Here is a 22,247-nt window from a genome sequence, read left to right as displayed (position 1 = left end):
AAACCGGAGAAATGTCGGATTTTTGTCCCAAAACGAGGGCTTTCAAGGAAAAAACCGCAAGAAAGGCTTGCCGCCTTTCGAGGATTTTTGACGCAGAAAGCACCGTTTTGGGGCAAAATAGACGGCATTTCGGAGTTTTAAAACAGACTCTAGCCCAGCCCGCGGGGGGAGCCGCTGTGCTGGCATACTCGTTGCCGGCCGGGCCCACGGCCTCCTCGTTGGTCTCCATCCACTCTGTGGTAACGGCCAGGTAGTCGCCGCCGGGGAAGCGCATCAGGGTATAGCCCTTGGGCGGCTGGTCCACGTCCTTGACAAAGAGGCCCTGGAAATATACCTCTCGGCCCTGCTGGTCGTAAAACCACACATTGATGGGCTTGTCGTCCGCCGCGTAGGGCAGAATGGGCTTATAGCCGCCCATTTGGAAGAAATTCTTCCAGATGGCCTCAAAGTCAGAGCTCTGGTCTACGACAGCGGCGTTTCCCAGAAAGCGGAAACCGTCCAGACGGAGCTGGTAGGTGATGATGGGGGGGCGTTCATTTTGCTCTCCTTTCTGGCCGCTGTCTATGGGTTGGCCGAATCCAAAAGCTCCCGGATGACCACCCGCTCGTCAAAGGGGTATTTGACCCCCTCAATCTCCTGGTAGTCCTCATGGCCCTTGCCTGCCAGGACAATGACGTCTCCCTCCTGGGCGTGCTCCAGACACCAGCGGATGGCCTCCCGGCGGTCGGGGATCTCGATATATTGGCCCTCTGTCTTTTTCATGCCCACCTTGATGTCCTCGATAATGTCCAGCACATTCTCAAACCGGGAGTTGTCGGCAGTGATTACCGACAGGTCGGCAAGCCGGCCGCTGGCCTCGCCCATCTCGTAGCGGCGGACCTTGGGCCGGTTGCCCCCTGCCCCGAACAGGCAGATGAGCCGCCGGGGCTTATACTCCCGCAGGGTGGTGAGCAGGCTCTCCATGCTCACGGCGTTGTGGGCGTAGTCCAGCAGCAGGGTGTAGTTTCCGGGCACAGGGACAGGCTCTACCCGCCCCTTGACCCGGACGGAGAAAAGGCCCTGCTTCATGGCCTCCACCGGAATGCCCAGCTGGTGGCAGCAGGCAATGGCGGCCAGGGCGTTATAGGCGTTGAACCGGCCCGGAACGCCCACCTGGGCGGTGAAGCTCAGGTCCCCGGCCACGGTGAACGCTACCCCCAGCAGGCCGGGCAGGTTCAGGTGGCGGCAGTTCTCTCCCCGCAGGTCTCCGGCGGCTCCCATGCCGTAGCGGTAGACCCGGCAGGTGCTGTGGGCCAGAAGCTTTTCTACGCTGGGGTCGTCGGCGTTGACCACGCCCACAGGACACATGGAGAACAGCATGGCCTTGCAGGCCAGGTACTCCTCCATGTCCTTGTGCTCTACCCCGCCGATATGGTCCTCGGAAAAGTTGGTGAACACCCCTGCCGCAAAGGGCAGGCCGTACACCCGGCTGTCCTTCAGGCCCACGGAGCTCACCTCCATGACCACATACCGGCAGCCCATGTCCGCCATGCGGCGCAGGTGCTTTTGTACCTCGTAGCTGATGGGGGTGGTGTTGGGCAGGGGGACCGCCTCCTCGCCCACTGCCGCGCCCACGGTGCCGATGATTCCGGTTTTGTACCCCGCGGCCTCGAGAATAGAGCGGATCATGTAGGCGGTGGTGGTTTTGCCCTTGGTGCCGGTAATGCCGATGACCTTCAGGTCATGCCGGGCCGGGTGGCCGAAGAAGGCGGCGCTGAGCAGGCTGAGGGCCTTTTTGGCGTCGGGGACCAGGACCACCTGGGCGCCGGGCGCCTCTACAGGCTCTTGGGCCACAATGGCCACTGCCCCGGCGGCGGCGGCCTGGGCGGCAAAGCGGTGGCCGTCTAAGGCGGCGCCCTTGATGCACACAAACAGGCACCCGGGCTTTGCCTGCCGGGAGTCGTACACAATATCGGTGATCTCCGCCTCCTCGCGGCAGGAGAGGTCCAGGGAAGTCAACAGCTTGGAAAGCAGCATACAGGAACCATCCTTTCTATCAGGCTGCCGTCCACAGGGGGACGGCGATCAGATACAGGGCCAGCCAGTAGAGGAGCATCACTGGCTTTTGCCAGAAGTCCGCCAAATGGGAGAGCTCGCTTTTTGCCACCATCATGTCAGAGACGAAAAAGCACAGCGCACCCAGGGCCAGGGGCCAATAGGAGGGGCCCGCCGTGAAGGGCAGCGCCAGCCCCAGGGCCAGAGAGGCCCCCAGCAGCGCCGGGTACAGGCAGAAGGGGACCGTGAGCCTGCCCAGGGTGGGCAGCTCCCTGCGGAAGAGCCAGGCCGCGGCAGCATAGGCCAGCAGCCACAGGGCCAGGCTCAGCCCCCCTGCCGGGGCAAGGCCCCACAGCCACGCCACCAGACACAGGTGGGCTCCGCCGAAGAGCAGCATACCCGGCACAAAGCGGAGCTCCAGCAGGGCGTCCGCCGCTGTGCAGAGCGCAAAGAACCAGAATACCGGGTGAAAAAGGGGATTCCGGCCCCCCAGCCACAGGGCCAGCCCGGCGGAGCCCACGGCCAGAAAGCTGCCGGCGCACTTGGCGACAAGGCTCTCCTTTTTCAGCCCGGCCCGGCGCAGGATAAAATACAGGGCGAACATGGCCCCCCAAAGGGGCAGGGCAAGGGCCGAGTACAGGGCCAGGTTCATGGGGCGGCCTCCTCTCTATGGGTATTCATGCTTCTGTCATTATAAGCCCCTTTTCCGGCGAATGCAAGGGGCAGGAGAAAAAAGGGAGTGTCCTGCCGCGCGTTTTATTTGATTCACGTCTGGGCTGCCTTGTAGAGGCGGAGCTACGTGTCCGCCCGTCTCTCCCAGGGCGCCGCTTCTTCCACGGTGCAGGCGGATGATATCCAGTCCTGCATAAAATCAGCGAAAGGGACACTCACGAGAAGAAACTGCAAAGCCCGACCGGAAAGGCCGGGCTTCCTTCGGCATTGTTAACACAGCTCAAAAGAGGTAAAGCCTCTTTTGAACCTGGCAGCGCGGGCTTACCCGCGCTGCCAGGCTTGAAAATCAGTACATGCCGGTTTTCAAGTGTGTTTCCTATATCAGTCCAGGTACATCTCAAGCTCGATTTCGTGGCGCAGGGGGATGCCCTGCTCTCCTGTTTCGGGCAGCTGGGGGTTTGCTCTGCGGGCGTATTCCAGGGAGCCGCGGTAGAATCTGGCCATGTCAAAGCCCCGCTTTTGACAGAAGCCGATGGCGTTCAGGCTGTCGTTGGCAGCCGTTATGACCAGGGTGCGGCAGCGCTGCTCTTTGGCGGCGGCTTTTACCCGGCGGATGAGCTCTGTACCAATGCCCTGGCCCGGCGCAGTGGTGTGCAGGGAGGTGATCTCGCACACGCCAGCCGCCAGGGTATAGGTTGTAAGGCCGACCATTTGACTGCCCGACCAGCAGCCAAAGCCTCCGGCCTGGGTCAGGTCTGTTTTCACGCCCCGGATGACCCGCTCGACGCTGCCCAGACGCTCCCGCAGGAAGGCGTTGGCCTGCTCCCGGTTGCCCTGGTTGATGACCCCGTAGGTCACGGGAAGGGGCTTCTTTTCCTCCGGCTTGCCGGCCGGGGCGGGCTCTGGCTGTGTCGGAACGACCACAGGTGTCGGAACGGGCGCAGGCGTTGGAACGGCCGCGGGGGCCTTTTCGGGGGCGGGGACTGCCGCTGCCTGGGGAGGCTGCGCTGTCTTTTCTCCCTCCCGGGGCGGGCCCAGGCGGTAGATTTTCACCCCATAGGGGGGCAGGGAGATGCTGCCGTTCACATGGACCGCCTCCCCGGTGAACAGGTCCACAGCAGGGCCGTAGTAGTTGCAGTTGATGTCAAACCCGGCCCCATCGGCGTTGATGGCGGCCAGCACAGTCTCCTCCTGGCACTCCCGGCGCATGACAATCTGCTTGTTGAGCAGGGTTTCGTTTTTATAGCCGCCCTCGCTGAGGGCCTTGGAGTTCAGCTTAATCTGGCTGAGCCGCCCGATGAACCGGGTCAGCTCGTTCTGCACCGGGCCGTCAAAGCAGGGGCGCAGGCTGGGGTCGCCGTTTTTCTTGTCCCCGTCGGCCCCCCACTCGCTGCCGTAGTAGAGGCAGGGGATGCCGGGCATACAGTAGAGCATGGCGTAAAGGCCGGGAAGCTGCTCCTTCTCCTTCAGAATGGTGTGGATGCGGCTCACGTCGTGGTTGTCGGCAAAGCACAGCAGATGCTCGCCCCGGTAGAGGCACCAGTTCTCGCTGCCGAACTGCCGGTTGAGGGAGTGGGCGATTTCAAACATGTTTTTGTCGTTAAAGGAGGAATAGAGGCCCTTGTAGCACTCGTAGTTGGTGACGCTGTCCAGCATCTCCGGGTTCATAATGCGCCGGTAGTCCCCGTGAATCATCTCGCCCAGGAGGAAGAAGCCCGGGTCGCGGCCCTTGGTGTACTGGTGCAGCCGGCGCATAAAGTTTTCGTCCAGCAGATAGGCCACGTCCAGGCGCAGGCCGTCAATGGCGAACTCGTCCATCCAGCCGCCTACGCACTCCAGAAGGTGGTCCACCACAGCGGGGTTTTGCAGGTTGAGCTTCACCAGCTCAAAATGGCCCTCCCAGCCCTCGTACCACAGGCCGTCGTTATAGTTGGAGTTGCCCCCGAAGTTGATGTAGAACCAGTCCTTATAAGGGGAGGCCTCCCGGTTTTTCAGCACGTCCTGGAAGGCCCAGAAGCCCCGGCCCACATGGTTGAACACCCCGTCCAGCACCACCCGGATGCCGGCCTCATGGAGAGCGTTGCACACATCGGCAAAGTCCTGGTTGGAGCCCAGGCGGGCGTCGATTTTCCTAAAGTCCCGGGTGTCATAGCCGTGGGTGTCGGACTCGAACACCGGGGAGAAGTATACCCCGCCGGTGGAGAGGGCCTGGAGATGGTCCACCCAGTCGATGACCTTGCGGATGCGGGGCTGGGGCCTGCCGTCGTTCTCATAGGGGGCCCCGCAGAAGCCGATGGGGTAGATTTGGTAGAACATGGCGGAGTTCTGCCAGTTGGGCTGGTTCTTTAAGTGGATGACTTGCGTATTGCTCATAGTGGTGTTCTTCCTTTCCAGTTTTTCTCAGCTTTCGGGGCGGGTTTCCATCTGGCCGCAGAGCATGGTGCAGAACCCAAACCGCTCGTAAAAGGGCCGCAGGCTTTCCTCGCCGTAGATGACGGATATCATATAGATGCGGTCGTTTTTCAGCCGCTCCATGGCTCGGTTCATCAGTTCTGTGCCAATGCCTCGGCCCTGGTAGTCCGGGCGGACCATTACGTCTTGGATATAAGCGTCCGTTACGCCGTTGCTCACCACATCCAAAAAGCCTACCAGTTCGTCCCCGTCATAGCAGGCGATTTGAAGGTAGTCCCTCAGGGCGGGGTTTCTCAGCTCCGCCTCCATGCCGCCCCAGCCCACCGACCGCCGCAGGGCGGCGATGCTCTCTGGGGAGGCGCTGGGGTTCGTCTGGTATTCCAGCATAGATTTCTCCTTTTCCGATGGCGGGGGTCTCTGCCGGCTTATGCTTCCAGGAAGCTGAGAACCGCGCGGGTATATTTTTCCGGCTCCTCTATTCTGGGGAAATGCCCGCTGTTCTCAAAAACCACCCGCGTTACATTCCGCCCTCTGCTCAACAGATAATCCGTCTGATCCTTTGTACACGCGGGGTCGTATTTTCCATTGAGCAACAGAATGGGAAGAGCGATCTCCTGGGCCAGGGGCAAAAAATTGTCCAGCATGGTCACTCTTTTCCCGGGAGCGTCCTCTTGCGCCGGGCCGGTCTCCAGCAGCTTTTTCAAGTGCCTCTCCCCTTTGGCCCACATCTCGTCATGAATGCCGCTGGCGTCCATGCTTTGCCAGTATTCCTCAAAGGAAATGCCGTGCAGGTAGTTTCCGAGCTTTGGGTCCTCTACATAGTCCAGCAGGGCCATCAAATCATGGGGGGTCTCCCGCCCGCCGGGGTAGTCTGGGGCCTTCAGCTTTTCGCAGAGCTTGCTGGCGTCCGGATTACCCAGGCTTGCGATATGCCCGCTTACATATTCCGCCACGGATTTTGCGGAATCCTCAAACCACAGGGAGGGGCATTCCAGGATCACCTTTTGGATGGAGTCCGGGTACCGGTGCGCGTACAGGACCGCAAGGGCGCCTCCATAGGAATGTCCCAGGATGCTCCACTGGTCTATGCCAAAGGTTCTCCGCATTTCCTCCAGCATCTCCACCTGATACTCCATACTGTAATCTTCATCCTCGCCGATTGGGTCTGAGCGGAGAACCCCGAACTGGTCAAAGAGAATGACCCTCATTTTTTCGCCCAGGGCTTTGGCCTGATTCACGAAGTCAAGGCAGCCGGCCCCCGGGCCGCCGTGGAGATACAAGAGCGTGTTCCTGTGTTCTGCTCCATACAGTTCATAATATATTTTATGAAAAAAAACATCCACAAACATCCCGCGCCCTCCTCTAGCCCAAGCGGCAGCTGTTCCCCTGCCAAGTGAACAGGCTGTTGTAGAAGGCGGTCATGGCGTTGATCATGTGCTGCAAATCCTCCCGGCCTCCGGTCTCGTAGGGGGAGTGCATGGCAAGCTGGGCAAGGCCGATGTCTACGGTGGGCATGGGCACATGGGAGCCGGAGATCAGCCCCAGGGTGCCGCCCCCGGGCGCGGAGGAATTGTTGTAGTAGTCCTGGGTGGGTACGCCGGCCCTTTCGCACACCCGCTTGAACATGGCCGCTGTGGCGCTGTCGGTGGCATAGCGGGCGCTGTGCTTGATGACCACGCCCCCGTTGAGATAGCACCGGCTGGTGGGGTCAGCCTTGTCAGGGTAATTGGGATGCACCGCGTGGGCGTTGTCTGCGGAGAGGAGCATACCGTTGAGGATGGCGGCCTGCCGCTGCTGCTCGTCTTTGCCTGCCCACTGGCAGATGCGGGCAATGGCGTCTGCCAGCAGGGTGGACCCTGCCCCGTGGCGGGTGGCGCTGCCGGTCTCCTCATTGTCGAACACCACGCAGATGGTGCAGTTTTCGGGGTTTTCGCTTTGCAAAAAGGCGGTGACTGCCGCAAAGGCGCACTCCAGGTCATCCAGCTTGGGGGCGGCGATGAACTCCTCCTGCGCTCCCAGCACCGTGCCCCGGGCCCGGTTGTACAGGTACAGGTCGTGAGAGAGGATATCCTCCTTTTTCACCCCCACCCGCTCCGCCGCCAGAGCCAGCAGGTCGGCCTCGCTGCCGCCCAGCAGGGGCAGGGTGTCCCGCTGGGGGTCTACCTTGCTGCCGTTGTTGGCCTCCCGGTTCATGTGGATGGCAAGGCTGGGAATCACCAGCAGGTCCCGGTGCAAGTCTACCAGCTGCATACGCAGGCCCTCTTCGGTGCGGATGGCCAGCCGCCCGGCCACAGAGAGGGGGCGGTCCAGCCACAGGTTCAGGGCCATGCCCCCATAGACCTCGGTGTTGAGCTTGGTGTATTTGCCGTCTCCGGCCTTCATCTCCGGCGCGCCCTTTACCTGAAAGCAGGGGGAGTCCCCATGGGGCGCGGCAATGGAGAAGGTGCGGAAGTCCTTTTTGGGACAGCGGAAGGCCAGAATGCTGCCCATGCTCCGGGTGGTGAAATAGCCCTTGCCCGCTTCCAGCTCCCAGGGCTCCCGCTCGCTGAGCTCGATAAAGCCGGCGTGCAGCAGCAGGGCCCGGGCGGCGTTTACGGTGTGAAGGGCAGTGGGGCTGCTCTCAATAAAGTCGAAGAAGCGGTTGGTCAGTTGGTCTGTCATATTCCTTCCTCCCTCTGTTTTTTCTTTGATTTTGTGGATTCATCGGTTAAATGCGCGGTTTTAGCCAATAGAAATTATCGAAATTTACTAATTTCTATCATAGCACACTTTGTCCCCAATAGCAAGAAAAATGTGGGAGGGAGGGCTAAAAGTCCTTCTTACCCCCTCCTGTAATCTCAGCGGGATATGGCCCATAAAGCCAAGAAGCCACGGATTGCTTTTGAAGCAGCATTTTTGTTTTTGCGCACAAAAAATATTGACAATTTGATTTTTGTGCGATACAATTTGAAGTAGCAAAATATGGTTTTGCGCGCACTCTGCCATAGCTTGACACTCCTGGCCGAAAGGTGGCGTGTATCATGAAAAAGAGAACGGTTTTGCTTTGCTTCTCTGCGTTTATTAACGTGGTCCTCTTGTGCCTTGGCTGTTATTTGTTCTTCGTGTACCATGCGGCAAAGGAGGACGCCTCTTATCCTCCCTTTCAGACCGCGGCAAATGAAAGAGCGTCAGTGGGATATCTTAGGATCAGCGACCTGTCCGCTTCCTTAATGGAGAACAAGGATGATTATCAAATCGAGCTTTTGGGAATGGAGCCCAGCGGGCCCTCCCAGGAGTTTTATGAGCTGACATTTCAAGCGACGGCAAAAAGAGACGCAGAGCATATGCCCGATTGTTACGATCTTCTCTGGTTTTGTCCTGAGGACAACTTCTGGTATGTTCGGTACAGCCCATATTGCGTAGAAAAAATGTATTCACGGATACAACCGGCAGGCACCACCAATACGGAGACCATTCAGGTTCCTGCCGATATCTTTGCACGGCCTGGGAAGTATCGTGTCGTCTGGAACCATAACCAAGCGTTCATTGATTTTGATTTTGACTAATTTGTTTATACGCAAAAAATATTTGTATTTTATCTTCTGTGTGATACGATTTGAAGTAACAAAACATGGGTTTGCGCGCACTCTACCATAGCTTGACACTCCTGGCCGAAAGGTGGCGTGTATCATGAAAAAGAGAACGGTTCTGCTTCGCTTATCCGCGTTTTTTAACGTGGTCCTCCTATGCCTTTGCTGCTATTTGTTCTTCGTGTACCATGCGGCAAAGGAGGACGCCTCTTATCCTCCCTTTCAGACCGCGGCAAATGAAAGAGCGTCAGTGGGATATCTTAGGATCAACGACCTGTACGCTTCCTTAATGGAGAACAAGGATGATTATCAAATCGAGCTTTTGGGAATGGAGCCCAGCGGCACCTCTCAGGAGTTTTATGAGCTGACATTTCAAGCGACGGCGAAAAGAGACGCAGAGCATATGCCCGATTGTTACGATCTTCTCTGGTTTTGTCCTGAGGACAACTTCTGGTATGTTCGGTACAGCCCATATTGCGTAGAAAAAATGTATTCACAGATACAACCGGCAGGCACCACCAGTACGGAGACCATCCAGGTCCCTGCTGACATCTTTGCGCGGCCTGGGAAGTATCGTGTCGTCTGGAACCATAACCAAGCGTTCATTGATTTTGATTTTGACAATACTTAAAAGGAGCTGGTATTAAGTGACAAAAAGAACAATTTCTATTCTGTTGGCCATTGTTATTGCTGTAATGGGCCTAACGTTCCCTGGAGTAGCACAGACGCCCTCAGAAGAAAATGAGGTATTGATTTCAACTACCGCTGGGCAAAACGGAATGTATACCTACGATCCTGAGACCAACACGGAAACCTACATACCAAATGATTCTGACTGTAGTTTGACTTCAACCACACAAGAAACACACATTTCACCTCCTCCTATGTTTTTCCAACAGGATACCCCCAGAGCAACCGATACACTTGTTGCTTTGCCAAACTTTAGCAGCCTAAGTGGTTACAAATTGAGTACATGCCTCCTGGGAGCGCGGTTTACCAGTGATGATGCTAGTGTCTATACTGGTACAGGTTGGCTGTTAAACAATAAATATGTTGTAACAGCCGGGCATGTAATCTATAACTCTGTTTATAGCAATAATGGTCGAAATGGATTCGCTCAACATGTAGCCGTATATGTTGGCGCAACGAATGGGCAATGGAAACAATTCAGACTAGGAAAAAAACTGACTATAGGTGGTGACTTCAAAAATAATGACCAAGGAGATGATTATTTTAATTTTGGAATGTGGGACGACTGGGGGGTTATTGAGTTAGAAACTCCTGTTACAGTTAATGTCAGTAAACTAACTCCTGTGGAGACCAATTCGTGCTCATCTATAAAAAATCTCCCATTGACAACACAAGGATATCCTGGTGATAAGCAGACGCCTGGAATCAACTTTACAAAGTATGTTATGTATACAGGTACAGGTAAAGTTCATCAAGACCTTGCTGACCCGCGCATATTGCCTGTAGTCGGTTCCTCAAATATAAAGCTTTATAAAGGACAAAGCGGTTCGCCACTTTACAATGGCTCATCTGTATATGCAATCGGCATCAGTCAAATCGAAAACACTGCCTGCTTTATCCTAATAAATTCATGGCTGAAGGCCAAGTTTGATACCGACTTTTCTTATTAGCACAAACACGTCGCCTAGTTATATAAATAGAAACCGGATGAAAACAGTGGGGCCTGTTTTCATCCGGTTTTGTGTTGGCAGGTTTTGTGGGGCTTGCGGCGGTAGGCCGGGGCGGCTGTTGGGCAGTTGGAGAGCGGGCTGGGGCTCTCAGCTCCCGAATGTGTGCAATATTTTGAGGATCAACCCCTACCGGCTTTGCTTTATCTTTATGGCTCCTTCTTCACCCGGAGATAGGCTCCTGGCTCCACGGGCAGGCTGGTCTTCCAATACACCAGCATCTCCGCGTGGGGGGCTGAGGTGATGGGCTCCCAGTCCTGATTGTACAGCTCCTCTAACCGGGCGGTGAAGGGGGGCTGCCCAGGCTGAAGCACGTCGGCTGTGCTGCCGGCAAAAAAGCGGTTGCGCTCCCGCAGGCGGATATAGGCCCCCTCCCGGCCCTCCGCCACTGCCACCACCTCATATTTTCGGGTGTACTGGCTCCGGTCCGGGGTCTGGCCCGGCTCGCCCCCCAGGTAGAAGCCGGCGGAGTAGGTTCGGTGGCTGAGCTTTTCCGTCTCCTCCAGAATTTCCGGCGGCAGGGGCTGGTGTGGGTGCTGGGCGAAAAAGTCAATGGCCCGCCGGTAGGCCGCTGTTACACAGGCCACATAATAGGCGGACTTGGCCCGGCCCTCGATTTTCAGGCTGCGCACTCCTGCCCGGACCATGGCCGGGATGTGCTGAATCATCCGCAGGTCGTTGGAATTGAGAATGTAGGCGCCGCCCTCGTTTTCAATAATGGGAAAATGCTGGTTGGGCCGCTGTTTTTCCGTCAGGCTGTACTCCCACCGGCAGGGCTGGGCGCACTGGCCCCGGTTGGCGTCCCGGCCTGCCAGGTAGTTGGAGAGCAGGCATCGCCCGGAAAAGGACACGCACATGCTGCCATGGGCAAAGGCTTCCAGCTCCAGGTCAGGGGGGACGCTGCGGGCAATCTCCCCGATTTCGGCCAGGGACAGCTCCCGGGCCAGCACCACCCGGCGGGCCCCCAGGTCATAGCAGGCTTGAGCGGCGGCGTAGTTGACAATGCCGGTTTGGGTGGACACATGCAGCTCCACCTGGGGGGCGTGCTTTCGGGCCAGGGCCAGCACCCCCAGGTCGGAGATAATGAGCCCGTCTGCCCCACAGCGCTGGCAGTGGGCCATAAAGCCCGGCAGGGCTTCCAGCTCGTGGTTGCGGGGCAGGGTGTTGCAGGTGACATAGACCCGCACCCCCTGGCTGTGGCAGAGCTCCACTGCCTGGGCCAGCTCCTCATGGGTAAAGTTCCCTGGGGCGGCCCGCATTCCATAGTCCTTGCCCGCCAGGTAGACAGCGTCTGCGCCGTAGCGCACCGCAGCCTGCAAACGCTCCATGTCTCCGGCGGGAGCTAGTAATTCCGGCTTGTTCATCATGTCAGCCCTGCCAGCTGCTTGTTGTACTCATGCTCCTCTGCTGTGCTGGCATAATAGGCCACCCCGTCGTCTGAGTGGCAGAAGTAGAGATAGCCTGCCGCGTCGCCGCCGGTGTTGGGCTTTAACGCCGCGTTGAGGGCGTCGACCCCAGGGTTGCAGATGGCCCCTGCGGGCAGGCCGCTGAAGGTGTAGGTGTCATAGGCGCCATGACTGAGGGTGTTGCCCAGCTCCTCCATTTCCTTGCCGTTTTTATAGGGGTAGAAGGAGGTGGAGTCGCATTCCAGATTCATGATGCCGTGTTCTGCGCCGAACTCCATGCGGTTGTGCAGCACGGCCGAGACATTGAACATGTCGGAGGTGCTGGCTGCCTCGGCCTGGATGATGCTGGCCAGAATGACCACCTGGTCCATGGTCATGCCGGAGCTCGCCACCTTCTCCCGGAGCTTGTCATCCATCTTCCGCTGGAAGTTGTGGAGGAATTTGCCCACCACCGAGTCCAGCTCCTCGCCCTTATAGAAGTCGTAGGTGTCGGGGAACAGGTAGCCCTCCAGCTTATAGTACCGGCCTGTGCCGTCCAGGGCGCTGACCTCCTCATAGTTGGTATAATCGCCGTTGTTCAGCTCGTCCAAAAACTCCTGGGCGGTGCACACCTCGTTCTCCTCCAACAGGTTGGCAATCTGCAGAGCCGTGCTGCCCTCGGGGAACACCACCTGCACCACCTCGGTGTCGTCGTCGCCCCATTGCAGGACATTGATCAGGGCCTCGTAGTCCATATCCGTATCGATCTGGGAGTGGAGCCCCCGGGGAAACTCGTCCATGTCCTCCTTGATCTTGCAGTACAGGGCAAAGAACTCCGGCTTGCTGATAGCCCCCGCCTCGTGCAGGATGTCAGCCAGCTCCAGCTCGGTCATCTCCCCCTCGGGCAAAGTGATATCCACCTTGCCCGGCTTGCGGTTTGCGCCGAAAAAGTCGTTGGAGCCGCCGATCAGGTAGCTGGAAAGGGTGAAGGAGAGCAGAAGCACCATGCACAGCCACATGATGGAAAACACCCGCTTGTTTTTTCTGGCCTTGACCCGGTTGCGCTTTTTGTGGGCCTTTTTCTCCGCCTTCAGCTCCTTGTTGGTCAGGGCGGACTTGCGGCCTGAGAGGGGCTCGCCGTATTGGGCGGGCTGGCCCCGGCGTTCCCGGGGCAGCTCCATGCTGCCGGTCATCAGGTCTCTCTCGTCAATATTCACCCGAAAGCCGCTGGTTCCCGTCCCCTGGGGGGGGCGGCCCTGCTGAGGCTTGTTCTGCTGGGGTCTGTTGTTCATGGGTTTTTTCCTTTCTGTCTCTTTGTAGATTTCCGGCGGGGCCGGTAAGTATCAGTCCACCTGGGCCCCAAAGGGCATCAGCGCCAGCTTGGCCAGCTTAAAGCATTGCAGCCCAAAGGGGACGCCCACAATGGTGACGCACAGCAGGGCCCCGTTGACCACTGCTGCCAACGCCAGGGGAAGGCCGCTGAGCAGCAGCCAGAACAGGTTGGCGATCAGCGAGGGCGCGCCCCCGCCATAGCGCACTTCTTTGCCAAAGGGGAAGAAGGCCAGCCCCGCCAGCTTGAAGCACTGCATTCCAATGGGAATGCCCACAACCGTTATGCACCATAGCAGCCCGGCCAGGGTCCAGCCCAGCCCCTGCCACACCCCGCCGAACACAAACCAGAGGACGTTTCCCAGGCAGCTCATGTCTTTGCCTCAGACTGGATGCTTACCTGGATTTCCGCCGCGGTCTCCGGGGTAGTAAGGGCTCCGGCCAGCTTCAGCCCGAACTGGGTGGACACGCCCATGCCCCGGGCGGTGATAAAGGGGCCGTCCTGAACCACATAGCTTTTGCTGAGCCTGCCGCCGCCCTGCTCCACGTCCTTCTGGAAGCTGGGGAAGGCGGTGGCCTCCCGGCCCTTCAGCAGGCCCTTATGGGCCAGAATGGAGGGCGCGGCGCAGATGGCTCCCAGCAGCCGGCCGTTCTGGGCGCAGAAGTCCACCAGGGCCTGCACCTCCGGCGACTGCTCCAGGTTCAGGGCGCCGGGCAGGCCGCCGGGGAGGACGACGCAGTCCAGTCCCTCTGTCACTGCCCCGGCAATTTCCAGGTCGGCGGTGACCTCTACCCCATTAGACGCTTTTACCCGGGGGCCGGTTACGCCCACGGTTTTCACCTCTACCTTTGCCCGGCGGAGGATGTCCACCGGAGCCATGGCCTCGACCAGCTCAAAGCCCTCGGCCAGCAATACATATACCATAAAATCAGCTCTCCTTTTGTGTTGACATAGGATCATTTTGTTTTTGTGAACTCAGTTTTTTCAGGGAATGCCTGAGCCATTTGTACAGAGCCTGACAGCCCAGAAGCAGGAAATAGAGGGCGATCACATCTGCCAGCAGCGCGCCGGCGCTGACATGTACAGAGCTAAAAAGATTGGGGCCCAGATGGTTTTCATACACGGTCAGAAACGGGAGGGGGAACCCAGCCTGACCGGCGGCGTTTTCCCTTGCCAGGGGCATGAGGTAGGCAATGAGCAGCTCGGCCCAGAAGGCCAGGTTGACGATTTTCCAGTTGATTTTTCTTGCCGCTTGCTTTAGCTTGTTCATGGGGTACCTCCTTTTGTGTTCTGGTTGTGGGGTGGGGTGACTGGGCGTTGCTTTGTTTGGGAAGAGTGTCTGGGGAGGGGGGCTTTTCTTGGGGTTTCTTTTGGATGGGATCAGGGAGGGGGTTCTTTTGCATGGGGGCGGCTGCGAGCAGTCCGCTGGTCTTCCTGCGGTCGTTGGGCTTTTCGTCCTGTTTGAGACGGCTGCGGGAGGGCCGCTGGTCTCCCTGCGGTCGACCTCGCTCCGACTTGCCTGCGGCAAGTCGACGGCGGCGCAGCTTTACCCCGTTCCGACCACTTTGGCTAGGTAGACTTCTGCCTCGCTCCTTTGTTTACTGCGCCGCCGTTTTAAGGTCAAGACCTTGGGGACTCTGTCCCCAAACCTCTGCCACCTTTGTAAAGGGCGAGGGTCGCCGGGTACTTGCCTCAGGCAATGTACAGCGACCGTCCCGAGCCGACCGACGCGACAGCGGAGACGACGAAACTTTTGATTCGCGCTCTTGGGTTGGCGGTTATGGTTGGCTACTTGCCCGCGATGAGGGCTTTTGCTACCTTTTGGCGCACCTCTTCTACGCTTAGGGGCTCTCCCCCCTGGGCGCAAGGGACCACCGTCCACCCCAGCCGCTGGGCCGCAAACCCGGCGCACTGGGCGCAGCGCTCTAAAAAGCCCTGGTCCCGCTCGTGCAGGTCCTTCTTCTCCTCCTGCCCCCCATACCGCCGGGTCAGCAGCCTTTGAGAGGCCTCCACCGGCATGTCCAGGTAAATGACCTGGTCGGGCCGGGGCAGGCCCAGCCGGTCATACTCAAAGGCCTCGGTCCAGGCAATGTACTCCTCCCACTGGCAGGGGGGCAGCTTCTCCATCTGGTAAATCTGGTTTGAGGTCACATACCGCGCCGCCAGAATGGTGACGCCTGCCTCATACTCCCGCCGCCAGGACGTCTGGTAGCTGGCGTACCGGTCTACCGCGTAGAAGGCCCCGGCGGCGTAGGGATTCACGTCCCCTGGCGCGCTGCCGAACGCCCCGGCAAGGTACATTTTCACCAGCGCGGAGGAGGGGGAGCGGTAGTCGGGAAAGGAGATGGTTTTTACCGGCCCCTTCTGGGCCAGAAGGGCCTCCAGCAGGGGCAGCTGGGTGGTCTTGCCGCTGCCGTCCAGGCCTTCCAGCACAATGAGGCTCATGGCTTTTCTCCCAGCCGGGCAAAACGCTCCCGCACCTGAGCCATCTGGCCGCAGCTCATTTTCCCCTCGGGACAGGCCCCCCGCAGGCAGGGCGGGCCCGCCATGGAGAACAGGTGGGGCGCGGCCTCCTTTACCAGCCGGAGCATCTCTGTGGCCAGGGCCCGGATCTCCCACTGGGCCCGGTTGCAGCAGCGGTGGGTGAAGAAGCTCCGCAGCTCCCGGGCGTTCATGGTGCAGATGAGCTTGGTGGCACAGGCGTTGGGCAGCACAAAGCGGGCGTCCTCAATGGCCTTTTTCTCGGCCTTTTTTGCCGCCTCCTTTTCTCCCAGGCCCTGGGCCAGAAATTCCTGCTCGTGCTTGGCCTGTAAAAGCTCTGTCAGCCGCAGGTAGCGCCGGGCGTCCTCCTCCATGGCGGCTGCAAACTCCTCTTTGGCTTCGGGGATGGCCTCAATCTCCGGAGGGACCACAAAGTCAAACCGGTTCTCCTTCACATAACGCTGGCTCTGCACGCTGTAGGAGGCGATGCGGTGCCGGGTGAGCTGGGCCAGCAGGGAGCGGGACACCCCCTCGATTCCAAAGGTGAAGCTGGCGTGCTCGATGGGGCTCTCATGGCCGATCTCGCCCAGCATGTCCAGAAAACCCGCGGTCTTCTCCTCCGTGAGCCCCTGGTAGACTGTGTCGATATCCGCCGCCGCGTAGCAGAGCTTGGCCGCGCAGGCCACGGTGCGCTCCGGGTCTGGGGTATAGGCCAGCAGCTTGACATTCATTCTTCTTCCTCCTCTCCCCAGGGCAGGGGGTTCCCCTGCTCCAGGTATCCGTTCAGACGTTTCATGTACTCCTTGTCCAGCTGGGACAGCAGTTCTTCTCCCGGGTCCCCGTTTTGGAGCCGGGCGCAGGCCTCCTCCATCAGAGGCTGGGTGTCCCCGTCCGCCAGCAGGTCGTAGGTTCCGGCGTAGTAGTAGCCGCCCACGCCCAGCAGCCCGGCCTCCGCGGCCCGCAGGCTCTCTCCCAGGGCGGGCTCCATGCTGGGGGACTCCCGGTAGATGGGCAGAAAGCCGCAGGCCTTTGCCATATGGGTGTTGTTATCCACATTGGTCAGGTAGGCCAGAAAGTGCACGGCTTTTTCCGGCTCCGCCGTGTCCTCCCGGACCCCCAGCCCTGTCCACTGGCAGGGGGCCACCGTGGTGCCGCTCTCTCCGGTGGGCAGGCCTGCCGCCGCCCAGACGCCGGCGGGCATCTCCTCGGTCAGGCGGCTGACCACGGTATTTTCGGCAATGAGCAGGCCGCTCTCTCCGTCAATAAAGGCCTGCACCTGGGGCGAGGGCCCAGAGGCCTCTGTCTTTCCCTCCATCTCCAACAGAGCCTGGAACAATTCCAGCCCCTTTTTGCCCTTCTCCTCCGCGAACAGGGTGCCGGGCTCCTCCTTCTCCGAATTCACATAAAACCCCAGGGACAGGTCCGCCAGCCCCTTCACCCCCACGGTGCTCCACAGGGAGGCTTCCAGCAGCCCGGTGTGACAGCCCTCCGCAATCAGCAGCCTGCCCCTCTCCCCCAGCTTGCCGGGGATGGACAGCACCTCCTCCCAGGTCTCCACCCGAATCTGGTCCCGCCAGGCAATGCCCTGGTTATACTCCTCGGCCCAGTCTACCCGGTAAAAGAGCAGAAGCTGGGTCATGTCCAGGGGCACGGCATAGGCCCCCTGGCCCCCCCGGCAGTGCATGGCCATCCGGCCGGCAGCCGTGAGGGCGCCCTCGTTCTCCCAGGCGTCCAGATAGGGAGAGAAGTCCAGCAGCCCCTCCATGCTCTGGCCCCCTGCCACAGGGATGATATCCGCGCTCCCGGCTTTGGCCGGGCCGGTCTCAGGGCCCAGCAGCTCTACCTGGGTGTTGGGGTAGTCGGCCTGGTAGCGCTGGATGATATCTGTCAGGGCCTCCTGACAGCCCGGCCTGCTGTACAGCTCTCCCGCATACAGGCTGAGCGTTGCGGGCGCGCCGTCGTTTGCCGGCAGCAGCTCTGTCTCATAGACCACGGCCTTTTCTCCGCCGCAGCCGCTCAACGCCAGCAGCCCGGCCAGCGCCAGGCCCATTGCGCCCCGGCGCAGGGCTTTTCCTCGTTCCTTCCACAGTCCCAAATTGCAGCCTCCCCTATGGTCTCCGGCCCCAGGCCGGTTTTTCTTTTTTTGCGGCATGTCCTGTCTGCTTCTCCCAGCAGGGATGTCTATTGCCTATTATATCTTTTTTTGAGAAAAAATACAAGCCGCCGGAGGCAATATCCTTCCGCGCGGCCTGTAAGTTCGCAAAATATTTACATTTCAGAGGGGCGGAAGCGGCTCTTACACCCGCTTCACATACCCCTCCTTCCGGGGTTTGGGCTCCGGCGCGGGGCCGTCCCCGTAGCCGATGGCCAGGGAGCCCACGCCCCGAAGGTCCTCGGGCAGGCCCCACTTTTTCAGCAGCGCCTTGCCCTGGGGCAGCTGGAACATCTCGTGCTCTCCGTGAATCCAGCAGCTGGCCGCGCCCAGGGCGTGGGCGGCGACCATCATGGCAGCCAGCACGCAGGAGGCGTCCTCTACGCCGGTATGGGTGGAGCCGTCGGTGAACACCAGCAGAATGGCGGGCGCGCCGTAATAGGGGTCGCCGCTGCCGCCCCGGGCCTGGCAGTTGAGCTCCTGCACGGCCTGGCGGTCCTCAGGGCTCTCTACCGCCACGATGACCGGGGACTGCATACCCCGGCCGGTGGGGGCGTAGGTGCCTGCCTGAAGCACGGCATCCAGCAGGGCCGGGTCCAGGGGGCGGGGCTGGTATTTGCGGACGCTTCTTCTGGTGAGCAGGGCTTGCATAACAGGGTTTTCCATATTGCTCCCTCCAATAGGGCTTGTTTGAAAAATCGGAAACGCCGTCTTTTTACCCAGAAGGGGCCCCTTTCTGCGTCAAAAATCCCCGCCAATCGGAAGATTGCCTTGCGGTTTTTTCCTTGAAATGAACCCCTTCTGGGTAAAAATTCGTCATTTCCTCTATTTTCAAACCAGCCCTAGTCAAGTTATTTGGGTTCTCTTTTTATGGGGCTGGTTTGGGGGCGGGGCAAGGCGGTGTGCTTTTTCAACCGCGCCCTCTACTTTGCCAGCAGCGCCGCCAGGCGCGTGACCAGCTCGCCCAGCCCCACCTGGTAGCCTGCGCAGGCAAACCGGGCCCTGCGGCCCTCCTGGGCCAGCACCACCAGGGGCAGCCGCCCGGGCTCCAGGTACATTCTTCGGGCCGCCGCCTCTGCGGCGTCCTCGTTCCAGGGCCGCCGCTGTACCTCTGGCAGAGCCCGCAGCTTTTCCGGCTCCTCACAGATCATATACACCTGACACCCCAGCTCAGTCAGCCGCCGCCCCACCGGGGCCAGCTCGTTGAGCAGGTGCTCGGTGGGCTCCTCTCCTGGCTGAACCCAGCACAGCAGGCTCAGCCCCGGGCAGGAAAAGCCCAGCTCCGGCAGGGGCAGGCTTCGCAGCAGCTGGTCCTCCCGGGGGGCCCGGAATACCGGCTCCACGGTCAGGCTCTCTCCGGGGCTCAGGGTAAAGTCCTGGAACCAGCCCAGCTGATTTCCGTCCGGCAGGCGCACGGCGGTGGTCAGCCGATAGACGCCCTCGGGCAGTGTCAGGGGGGTGTTGGGCTGGCAGACCGCCACAGTGGACCAGCTCTCTCCCAGACGGGTGAGGCTCCACCGGGCTGTCTCCTCCACGGGGCAGGGGATGGTGACGGTTCCCAGCCCCAGCCCGTCTCCCCGGCGGAAGGCACCTGTCTGCCAGAACTCCGGCAGGCCGCCGGCGCCCAGCCGGGCGGGAACGCCGTTGGCCCGGCACAGGGCGCAGAACAACGCCGCCCGGCCCGGCTCGTCCCCCCGGCCCAGCCGCCAGGCTCCCCCAGGGGTCTGGGGCAGGTCGGGGAAGCTCTCCGCGTCCGGCAGATGCGTCTTCATCCAGTCCCAAAGCCGGTCCGGCTCTGCGGGCATGGTGCGCAGCAGCTGCCGCCAGGGGGCAAGGGGCTCCCAGCCGATACGGGGGGAGGCCAGCCAGGGCCAGAGCTCCCCTTCCCCGTTCTGAGAGGGACATTCTGCCAGCACCTGGGGGTCAATCTCCCCTGCCCGGTCCTTCTCTGTGAGGCCCGGACAGCTGCCAACGGGGGCGGGGGTATAGGCCGGCCTGCTCTCTCTTGCGGACTTGGCCGCTGCCAGCTCCTGCCGGCGGCGGGCCTGCTCCTCCGGGGACAGGGGGGGCGGGGTGACGCCGCTGTCCGCCGGGGCGAAAAAGTCGAAGGCTCCCGGCTTTACCTGGTCCGCGCCCAGGGTCAGGGAGGCTGCCTCTACCTCGCCGGTGTGGACCAGGGCCTCGGCCCGCTGGCCGTTTTTCTCCGCGGCCACCCACAGGGAGCCCAGCCCCAGGTTCAGCCGGGCCCCGCCGCTTTCGTCTGTCAGCCGCCGGGCAATGGGCCGCAGGGCCCCGTCGTTCAATATATACAGGCTGACCGCCGCCCCTGCCGCAGGCCCGCCGTCCTGGCCGGTCACATGAATGGCGAAGGGCCGCACCGGGCCATAGCGGGCGGTGACGCTCTGGTAGGCCACGCCCTGCCGCCGGTCCAGGTCCAGGGGGCTTGCGCCGGGGAACAGGCTCCGCCAGCCCTGGCCCGGGCCCACAAAGGCCTTTACATGGCACAGCATGGCCCGCCCCGCCGCGCAGGTGAACCAGCCCCGGTCCAGTCGGGGCTCGGGCTCGCAGGCCCCTAAAAACCGCCAGCTCTCGCCGTCCCAGGTCTCTACCCAGGCGTGGTTGTCGTCGCAGTGGGACCACCAGGGGGCGTAGACCTGCCGGGCGGCAATGCCCACGCTGCGCAGGGCGTTCACCGCGAACACCGACTCCTCTCCGCAGCGGCCCCAGCCCCGGCGGTAAATGTCCAGGGCGGAGGAGGTGGTGTTATCGGCAGAGCGGTAGACCACCTGGGCCCCGCACCAGCGGTTCACTGCCAGAATGGCCTCCTTCAGGGTCAGACCTGCCAGCCGGGGGGCCAGCTCCCGGCGGAACAGCCCCCGGCAGTGGGACAGAGCCTCGTTGTTCACCCGGGGGCACAGCACCCACAGCAGAAACTGCTCCTGGGACAGGGCCGCGCACCAAGGGAAGGCCTCCCGGGCAGTCAGGGCCTCCTGGATGTGGCTGGTCAGAAGCTCTGGCTCGTAGTCCCCCAAATCGGTGACAGGCAGGGTCCCTGCCAAGAAGGTGAACAGCTCTTGCTCCTCTCCGCTGAGGGCCTCTCTTGCCTGGGGGTAGGCCGGCCGGTTTTTCCACAGGTCCTGCCGGGCCTGCCAGCAGCTCTCGCCATAGGCCCGGGACTTTTCAGTAAGAATACTCATTCCGCCAGCTCCACCTTCAGCACCGTGTCTACCGGGTCGGGCAGCACCGGGTCGGGACCCAGGTCGGCAAAGACCACGTCGGGGTAGTTGTCGTACACCCAGCCCTTGGCAATGTGCACCTCGGCCCCAGTGCTCAGCCAGCGGATGGCCTTGACCTGCTCTTGCCTGAGGCCGGGGAGGGGCATACAGCCGATAGTGTTTTCAAACAGGTGGTAGTACAGGGTGTTGCCCTTGCGGGTGATGCGGCCCATGTCCGGCTTTGCCATGCCGGCCTTGCCGCAGCCGTAAATGCTCTCGCTGTTCTGGTCCATCCACCTGCCGATCTCCTCCAGAATGGCCAGGGACTGGGGCGGGATATTGCCCCGGGCGTCGGGGCCCACGTTCAGCAGCAGGTTGCCCCCCTTGCTGACGCACTCCACCAGCTTTTTGATGAGCATGGGCGCGGGCTTGAAGAACCGGTCCAGAGCGGCGTAGCCCCAGTTGTTGTTCATGGTGGCGCAGGCCTCCCACACAAGCTCGCCGCCGTTTTTGTCTTGCAGGCCGTTGGGAGGGATGATCTGCTCGGGGCTGACAAAGTCTCCGTGCCAGGGCTTGGGGTCTCCCTCGTACATGGAGCCAAAGCCCTCGCCGCTGACCTCCAGGCGGTTGTCGATAATGATGCCGGGCTGGAGCTCCCGCACCATGGTCACCAGCTCATGGGCCCGCCAGGCCTCGCCCCGCAGGGCCTTTTCTCCCTCGCCGTAGGAGAAGTCGAACCACAGCACGTCCAGCCGGCCGTAGTTGGTGCACAGCTCCCGGACCTGGCCGTGCATGTAGTCCAGATACCGGCCAAAATCCCGGCCCTCATTGCCGCACTCGGGATGATTGCGCATGGGGTGGTGGGCGTCCTCAAAATGGGGGTAGTCCGGGTGATGCCAGTCCAGCAGGGAGTAGTAGAGGCCCACCTTCAGCCCCTCGGCCCGGAAGGCGTCCAGATACTCCCGCACCAGGTCCCGGCCGCATTTGGTGTTGGTGGACTTGAAGTCTGTGAGCTGGCTGTCGAACAGGCAGAAGCCGTCGTGATGCTTGGCGGTGAGCACCGCGTACCTCATGCCCGCCGCTTTTGCGGCCCTGGCCCACTGCTTGGGGTCGTAGTCCACGGGGTCAAATTCGTCAAAGAAGGGGAGGTAGGCCTCCTCGGGCATCTGCTCGGTGCTGCGCACCCACTCGCCCCGGGCGGGGATGGCGTAAAGGCCCCAGTGGATGAACATGCCGAAGCGGGCCTCCTGGAACCACTCCATGCGCTTTTCGTACTCTTGACGGTTGAACTGATACATTG

21 protein-coding genes are annotated in these 22,247 nt (G+C 60.8%); 3 read left to right on the top strand and 18 right to left on the bottom strand.

The window, feature by feature from the left end:
• The 7 genes from ACTO5E_RS02350 to ACTO5E_RS02320 form a co-directional block, all read right to left on the bottom strand.
• Positions 1-418 (bottom strand): hypothetical protein (locus tag ACTO5E_RS02350; RefSeq protein WP_482301243.1); only part of this gene is annotated, 418 nt, incomplete at its 3' end.
• A 143-nt stretch (positions 419-561) separates the two neighbouring features.
• Positions 562-2,016 carry a UDP-N-acetylmuramoyl-L-alanyl-D-glutamate--2,6-diaminopimelate ligase gene (locus ACTO5E_RS02345; protein ID WP_482301241.1) on the bottom strand — a complete coding sequence of 485 codons (1,455 nt, stop codon included), beginning with the start codon at positions 2,014-2,016 and terminating at the stop codon, positions 562-564.
• 19 nt (positions 2,017-2,035) lie between these two features.
• Positions 2,036-2,686 carry a lysoplasmalogenase family protein gene (locus ACTO5E_RS02340; RefSeq protein WP_482301239.1) on the bottom strand — a complete coding sequence of 217 codons (651 nt, stop codon included), beginning with the start codon at positions 2,684-2,686 and terminating at the stop codon, positions 2,036-2,038.
• A gap of 401 nt (positions 2,687-3,087) precedes the next feature.
• Positions 3,088-5,079: a GNAT family N-acetyltransferase gene (locus tag ACTO5E_RS02335; RefSeq protein ID WP_482301237.1), complete on the bottom strand. Its 1,992-nt coding sequence runs from the start codon at positions 5,077-5,079 to the stop codon at positions 3,088-3,090.
• Positions 5,080-5,106: 27 nt separating this feature from the next.
• On the bottom strand, positions 5,107-5,505 hold the full coding sequence (locus ACTO5E_RS02330; protein ID WP_482301235.1) for a GNAT family N-acetyltransferase: 399 nt from the start codon (positions 5,503-5,505) through the stop codon (positions 5,107-5,109).
• Positions 5,506-5,543: 38 nt separating this feature from the next.
• The gene (locus ACTO5E_RS02325; protein WP_482301233.1) at positions 5,544-6,467 is read right to left on the bottom strand and encodes an alpha/beta fold hydrolase; all 924 of its coding nucleotides are present in this window, start codon (positions 6,465-6,467) and stop codon (positions 5,544-5,546) included.
• Positions 6,468-6,480: 13 nt separating this feature from the next.
• Entirely contained in the window at positions 6,481-7,779 is a 1,299-nt protein-coding gene (locus ACTO5E_RS02320) for a M18 family aminopeptidase (protein ID WP_482301232.1), read from the bottom strand.
• A gap of 359 nt (positions 7,780-8,138) precedes the next feature.
• On the opposite strand from ACTO5E_RS02320, the gene ACTO5E_RS02315 reads away from it, so the two are divergent.
• The 3 genes from ACTO5E_RS02315 (at position 8,139) to ACTO5E_RS02305 (ending at position 10,327) form a co-directional block, all read left to right on the top strand.
• Positions 8,139-8,663: a hypothetical protein gene (locus ACTO5E_RS02315; protein ID WP_482301230.1), complete on the top strand. Its 525-nt coding sequence runs from the start codon at positions 8,139-8,141 to the stop codon at positions 8,661-8,663.
• Positions 8,664-8,787: 124 nt separating this feature from the next.
• Positions 8,788-9,318 carry a hypothetical protein gene (locus ACTO5E_RS02310; RefSeq protein ID WP_482301228.1) on the top strand — a complete coding sequence of 177 codons (531 nt, stop codon included), beginning with the start codon at positions 8,788-8,790 and terminating at the stop codon, positions 9,316-9,318.
• Between the two features lie 16 nt (positions 9,319-9,334).
• Positions 9,335-10,327: a trypsin-like serine peptidase gene (locus tag ACTO5E_RS02305; RefSeq protein WP_482301226.1), complete on the top strand. Its 993-nt coding sequence runs from the start codon at positions 9,335-9,337 to the stop codon at positions 10,325-10,327.
• A 206-nt stretch (positions 10,328-10,533) separates the two neighbouring features.
• Here the strand turns inward: ACTO5E_RS02305 and ACTO5E_RS02300 are convergent, their stop codons facing one another.
• The 11 genes from ACTO5E_RS02300 to ACTO5E_RS02250 all read right to left on the bottom strand — a co-directional run bounded on the left by ACTO5E_RS02300 (position 10,534) and on the right by ACTO5E_RS02250 (position 22,245).
• Positions 10,534-11,751 carry a peptidase U32 family protein gene (locus ACTO5E_RS02300; RefSeq protein ID WP_482301225.1) on the bottom strand — a complete coding sequence of 406 codons (1,218 nt, stop codon included), beginning with the start codon at positions 11,749-11,751 and terminating at the stop codon, positions 10,534-10,536.
• Entirely contained in the window at positions 11,748-13,061 is a 1,314-nt protein-coding gene (gene mltG / locus ACTO5E_RS02295; RefSeq protein WP_482301223.1) for an endolytic transglycosylase MltG, read from the bottom strand. Before mltG ends, ACTO5E_RS02300 begins: the two co-directional genes overlap by 4 nt.
• Positions 13,062-13,112: 51 nt before the next feature.
• Positions 13,113-13,472 carry a YccF domain-containing protein gene (locus ACTO5E_RS02290; protein ID WP_482301221.1) on the bottom strand — a complete coding sequence of 120 codons (360 nt, stop codon included), beginning with the start codon at positions 13,470-13,472 and terminating at the stop codon, positions 13,113-13,115.
• Entirely contained in the window at positions 13,469-14,023 is a 555-nt protein-coding gene (locus tag ACTO5E_RS02285; RefSeq protein WP_482301219.1) for a DJ-1 family glyoxalase III, read from the bottom strand. Before ACTO5E_RS02285 ends, ACTO5E_RS02290 begins: the two co-directional genes overlap by 4 nt.
• 4 nt (positions 14,024-14,027) lie before the next feature.
• The gene (locus ACTO5E_RS02280) at positions 14,028-14,369 is read right to left on the bottom strand and encodes a hypothetical protein (RefSeq protein ID WP_482301218.1); all 342 of its coding nucleotides are present in this window, start codon (positions 14,367-14,369) and stop codon (positions 14,028-14,030) included.
• A gap of 518 nt (positions 14,370-14,887) precedes the next feature.
• Positions 14,888-15,544, bottom strand: a complete 657-nt coding sequence (locus ACTO5E_RS02275; RefSeq protein WP_482301216.1) for a dTMP kinase — start codon at positions 15,542-15,544, stop codon at positions 14,888-14,890.
• Entirely contained in the window at positions 15,541-16,311 is a 771-nt protein-coding gene (gene thyX, locus ACTO5E_RS02270) for an FAD-dependent thymidylate synthase (RefSeq protein ID WP_482301214.1), read from the bottom strand. Before thyX ends, ACTO5E_RS02275 begins: the two co-directional genes overlap by 4 nt.
• Entirely contained in the window at positions 16,308-17,675 is a 1,368-nt protein-coding gene (locus tag ACTO5E_RS02265; protein ID WP_482301213.1) for an extracellular solute-binding protein, read from the bottom strand. Before ACTO5E_RS02265 ends, thyX begins: the two co-directional genes overlap by 4 nt.
• A 201-nt stretch (positions 17,676-17,876) precedes the next feature.
• Complete coding sequence (locus ACTO5E_RS02260) at positions 17,877-18,398, bottom strand: nitroreductase family protein (RefSeq protein WP_482301211.1); 522 nt, start codon at positions 18,396-18,398, stop codon at positions 17,877-17,879.
• 257 nt (positions 18,399-18,655) lie between these two features.
• A complete protein-coding gene (locus ACTO5E_RS02255; protein ID WP_482301209.1) occupies positions 18,656-20,929 on the bottom strand; it encodes a transglutaminase family protein in 2,274 nt (757 codons plus the stop codon).
• Positions 20,926-22,245 carry an alpha-L-fucosidase gene (locus tag ACTO5E_RS02250; RefSeq protein ID WP_482301207.1) on the bottom strand — a complete coding sequence of 440 codons (1,320 nt, stop codon included), beginning with the start codon at positions 22,243-22,245 and terminating at the stop codon, positions 20,926-20,928. Before ACTO5E_RS02250 ends, ACTO5E_RS02255 begins: the two co-directional genes overlap by 4 nt.
• Positions 22,246-22,247 lie beyond the last annotated feature (2 nt).

Source organism: Acutalibacter sp., from assembly GCF_056800975.1.
Note: the sequence above shows the minus strand (reverse complement) of the source record. Positions and strands in the feature narration are given on the sequence as shown.

Excerpts from the sequence above, each read along its gene's own strand:
- ACTO5E_RS02330 (WP_482301235.1), bottom strand. The coding sequence starts at position 5,505 with ATGCTGGAATACCAGACGAACCCCAGCGCCTCCCCAGAGAGCATCGCC.
- ACTO5E_RS02290 (WP_482301221.1), bottom strand. The coding sequence starts at position 13,472 with ATGAGCTGCCTGGGAAACGTCCTCTGGTTTGTGTTCGGCGGGGTGTGG.
- ACTO5E_RS02260 (WP_482301211.1), bottom strand. The coding sequence starts at position 18,398 with ATGGAAAACCCTGTTATGCAAGCCCTGCTCACCAGAAGAAGCGTCCGC.
- ACTO5E_RS02275 (WP_482301216.1), bottom strand. The coding sequence starts at position 15,544 with ATGAGCCTCATTGTGCTGGAAGGCCTGGACGGCAGCGGCAAGACCACC.
- ACTO5E_RS02340 (WP_482301239.1), bottom strand. The coding sequence starts at position 2,686 with ATGAACCTGGCCCTGTACTCGGCCCTTGCCCTGCCCCTTTGGGGGGCC.
- ACTO5E_RS02310 (WP_482301228.1), top strand. The coding sequence starts at position 8,788 with ATGAAAAAGAGAACGGTTCTGCTTCGCTTATCCGCGTTTTTTAACGTG.
- ACTO5E_RS02315 (WP_482301230.1), top strand. The coding sequence starts at position 8,139 with ATGAAAAAGAGAACGGTTTTGCTTTGCTTCTCTGCGTTTATTAACGTG.
- ACTO5E_RS02325 (WP_482301233.1), bottom strand. The coding sequence starts at position 6,467 with ATGTTTGTGGATGTTTTTTTTCATAAAATATATTATGAACTGTATGGA.
- mltG (WP_482301223.1), bottom strand. The coding sequence starts at position 13,061 with ATGAACAACAGACCCCAGCAGAACAAGCCTCAGCAGGGCCGCCCCCCC.
- ACTO5E_RS02335 (WP_482301237.1), bottom strand. The coding sequence starts at position 5,079 with ATGAGCAATACGCAAGTCATCCACTTAAAGAACCAGCCCAACTGGCAG.
- thyX (WP_482301214.1), bottom strand. The coding sequence starts at position 16,311 with ATGAATGTCAAGCTGCTGGCCTATACCCCAGACCCGGAGCGCACCGTG.
- ACTO5E_RS02250 (WP_482301207.1), bottom strand. The coding sequence starts at position 22,245 with ATGTATCAGTTCAACCGTCAAGAGTACGAAAAGCGCATGGAGTGGTTC.
- ACTO5E_RS02320 (WP_482301232.1), bottom strand. The coding sequence starts at position 7,779 with ATGACAGACCAACTGACCAACCGCTTCTTCGACTTTATTGAGAGCAGC.
- ACTO5E_RS02345 (WP_482301241.1), bottom strand. The coding sequence starts at position 2,016 with ATGCTGCTTTCCAAGCTGTTGACTTCCCTGGACCTCTCCTGCCGCGAG.
- ACTO5E_RS02255 (WP_482301209.1), bottom strand. The coding sequence starts at position 20,929 with ATGAGTATTCTTACTGAAAAGTCCCGGGCCTATGGCGAGAGCTGCTGG.
- ACTO5E_RS02285 (WP_482301219.1), bottom strand. The coding sequence starts at position 14,023 with ATGGTATATGTATTGCTGGCCGAGGGCTTTGAGCTGGTCGAGGCCATG.
- ACTO5E_RS02300 (WP_482301225.1), bottom strand. The coding sequence starts at position 11,751 with ATGATGAACAAGCCGGAATTACTAGCTCCCGCCGGAGACATGGAGCGT.
- ACTO5E_RS02280 (WP_482301218.1), bottom strand. The coding sequence starts at position 14,369 with ATGAACAAGCTAAAGCAAGCGGCAAGAAAAATCAACTGGAAAATCGTC.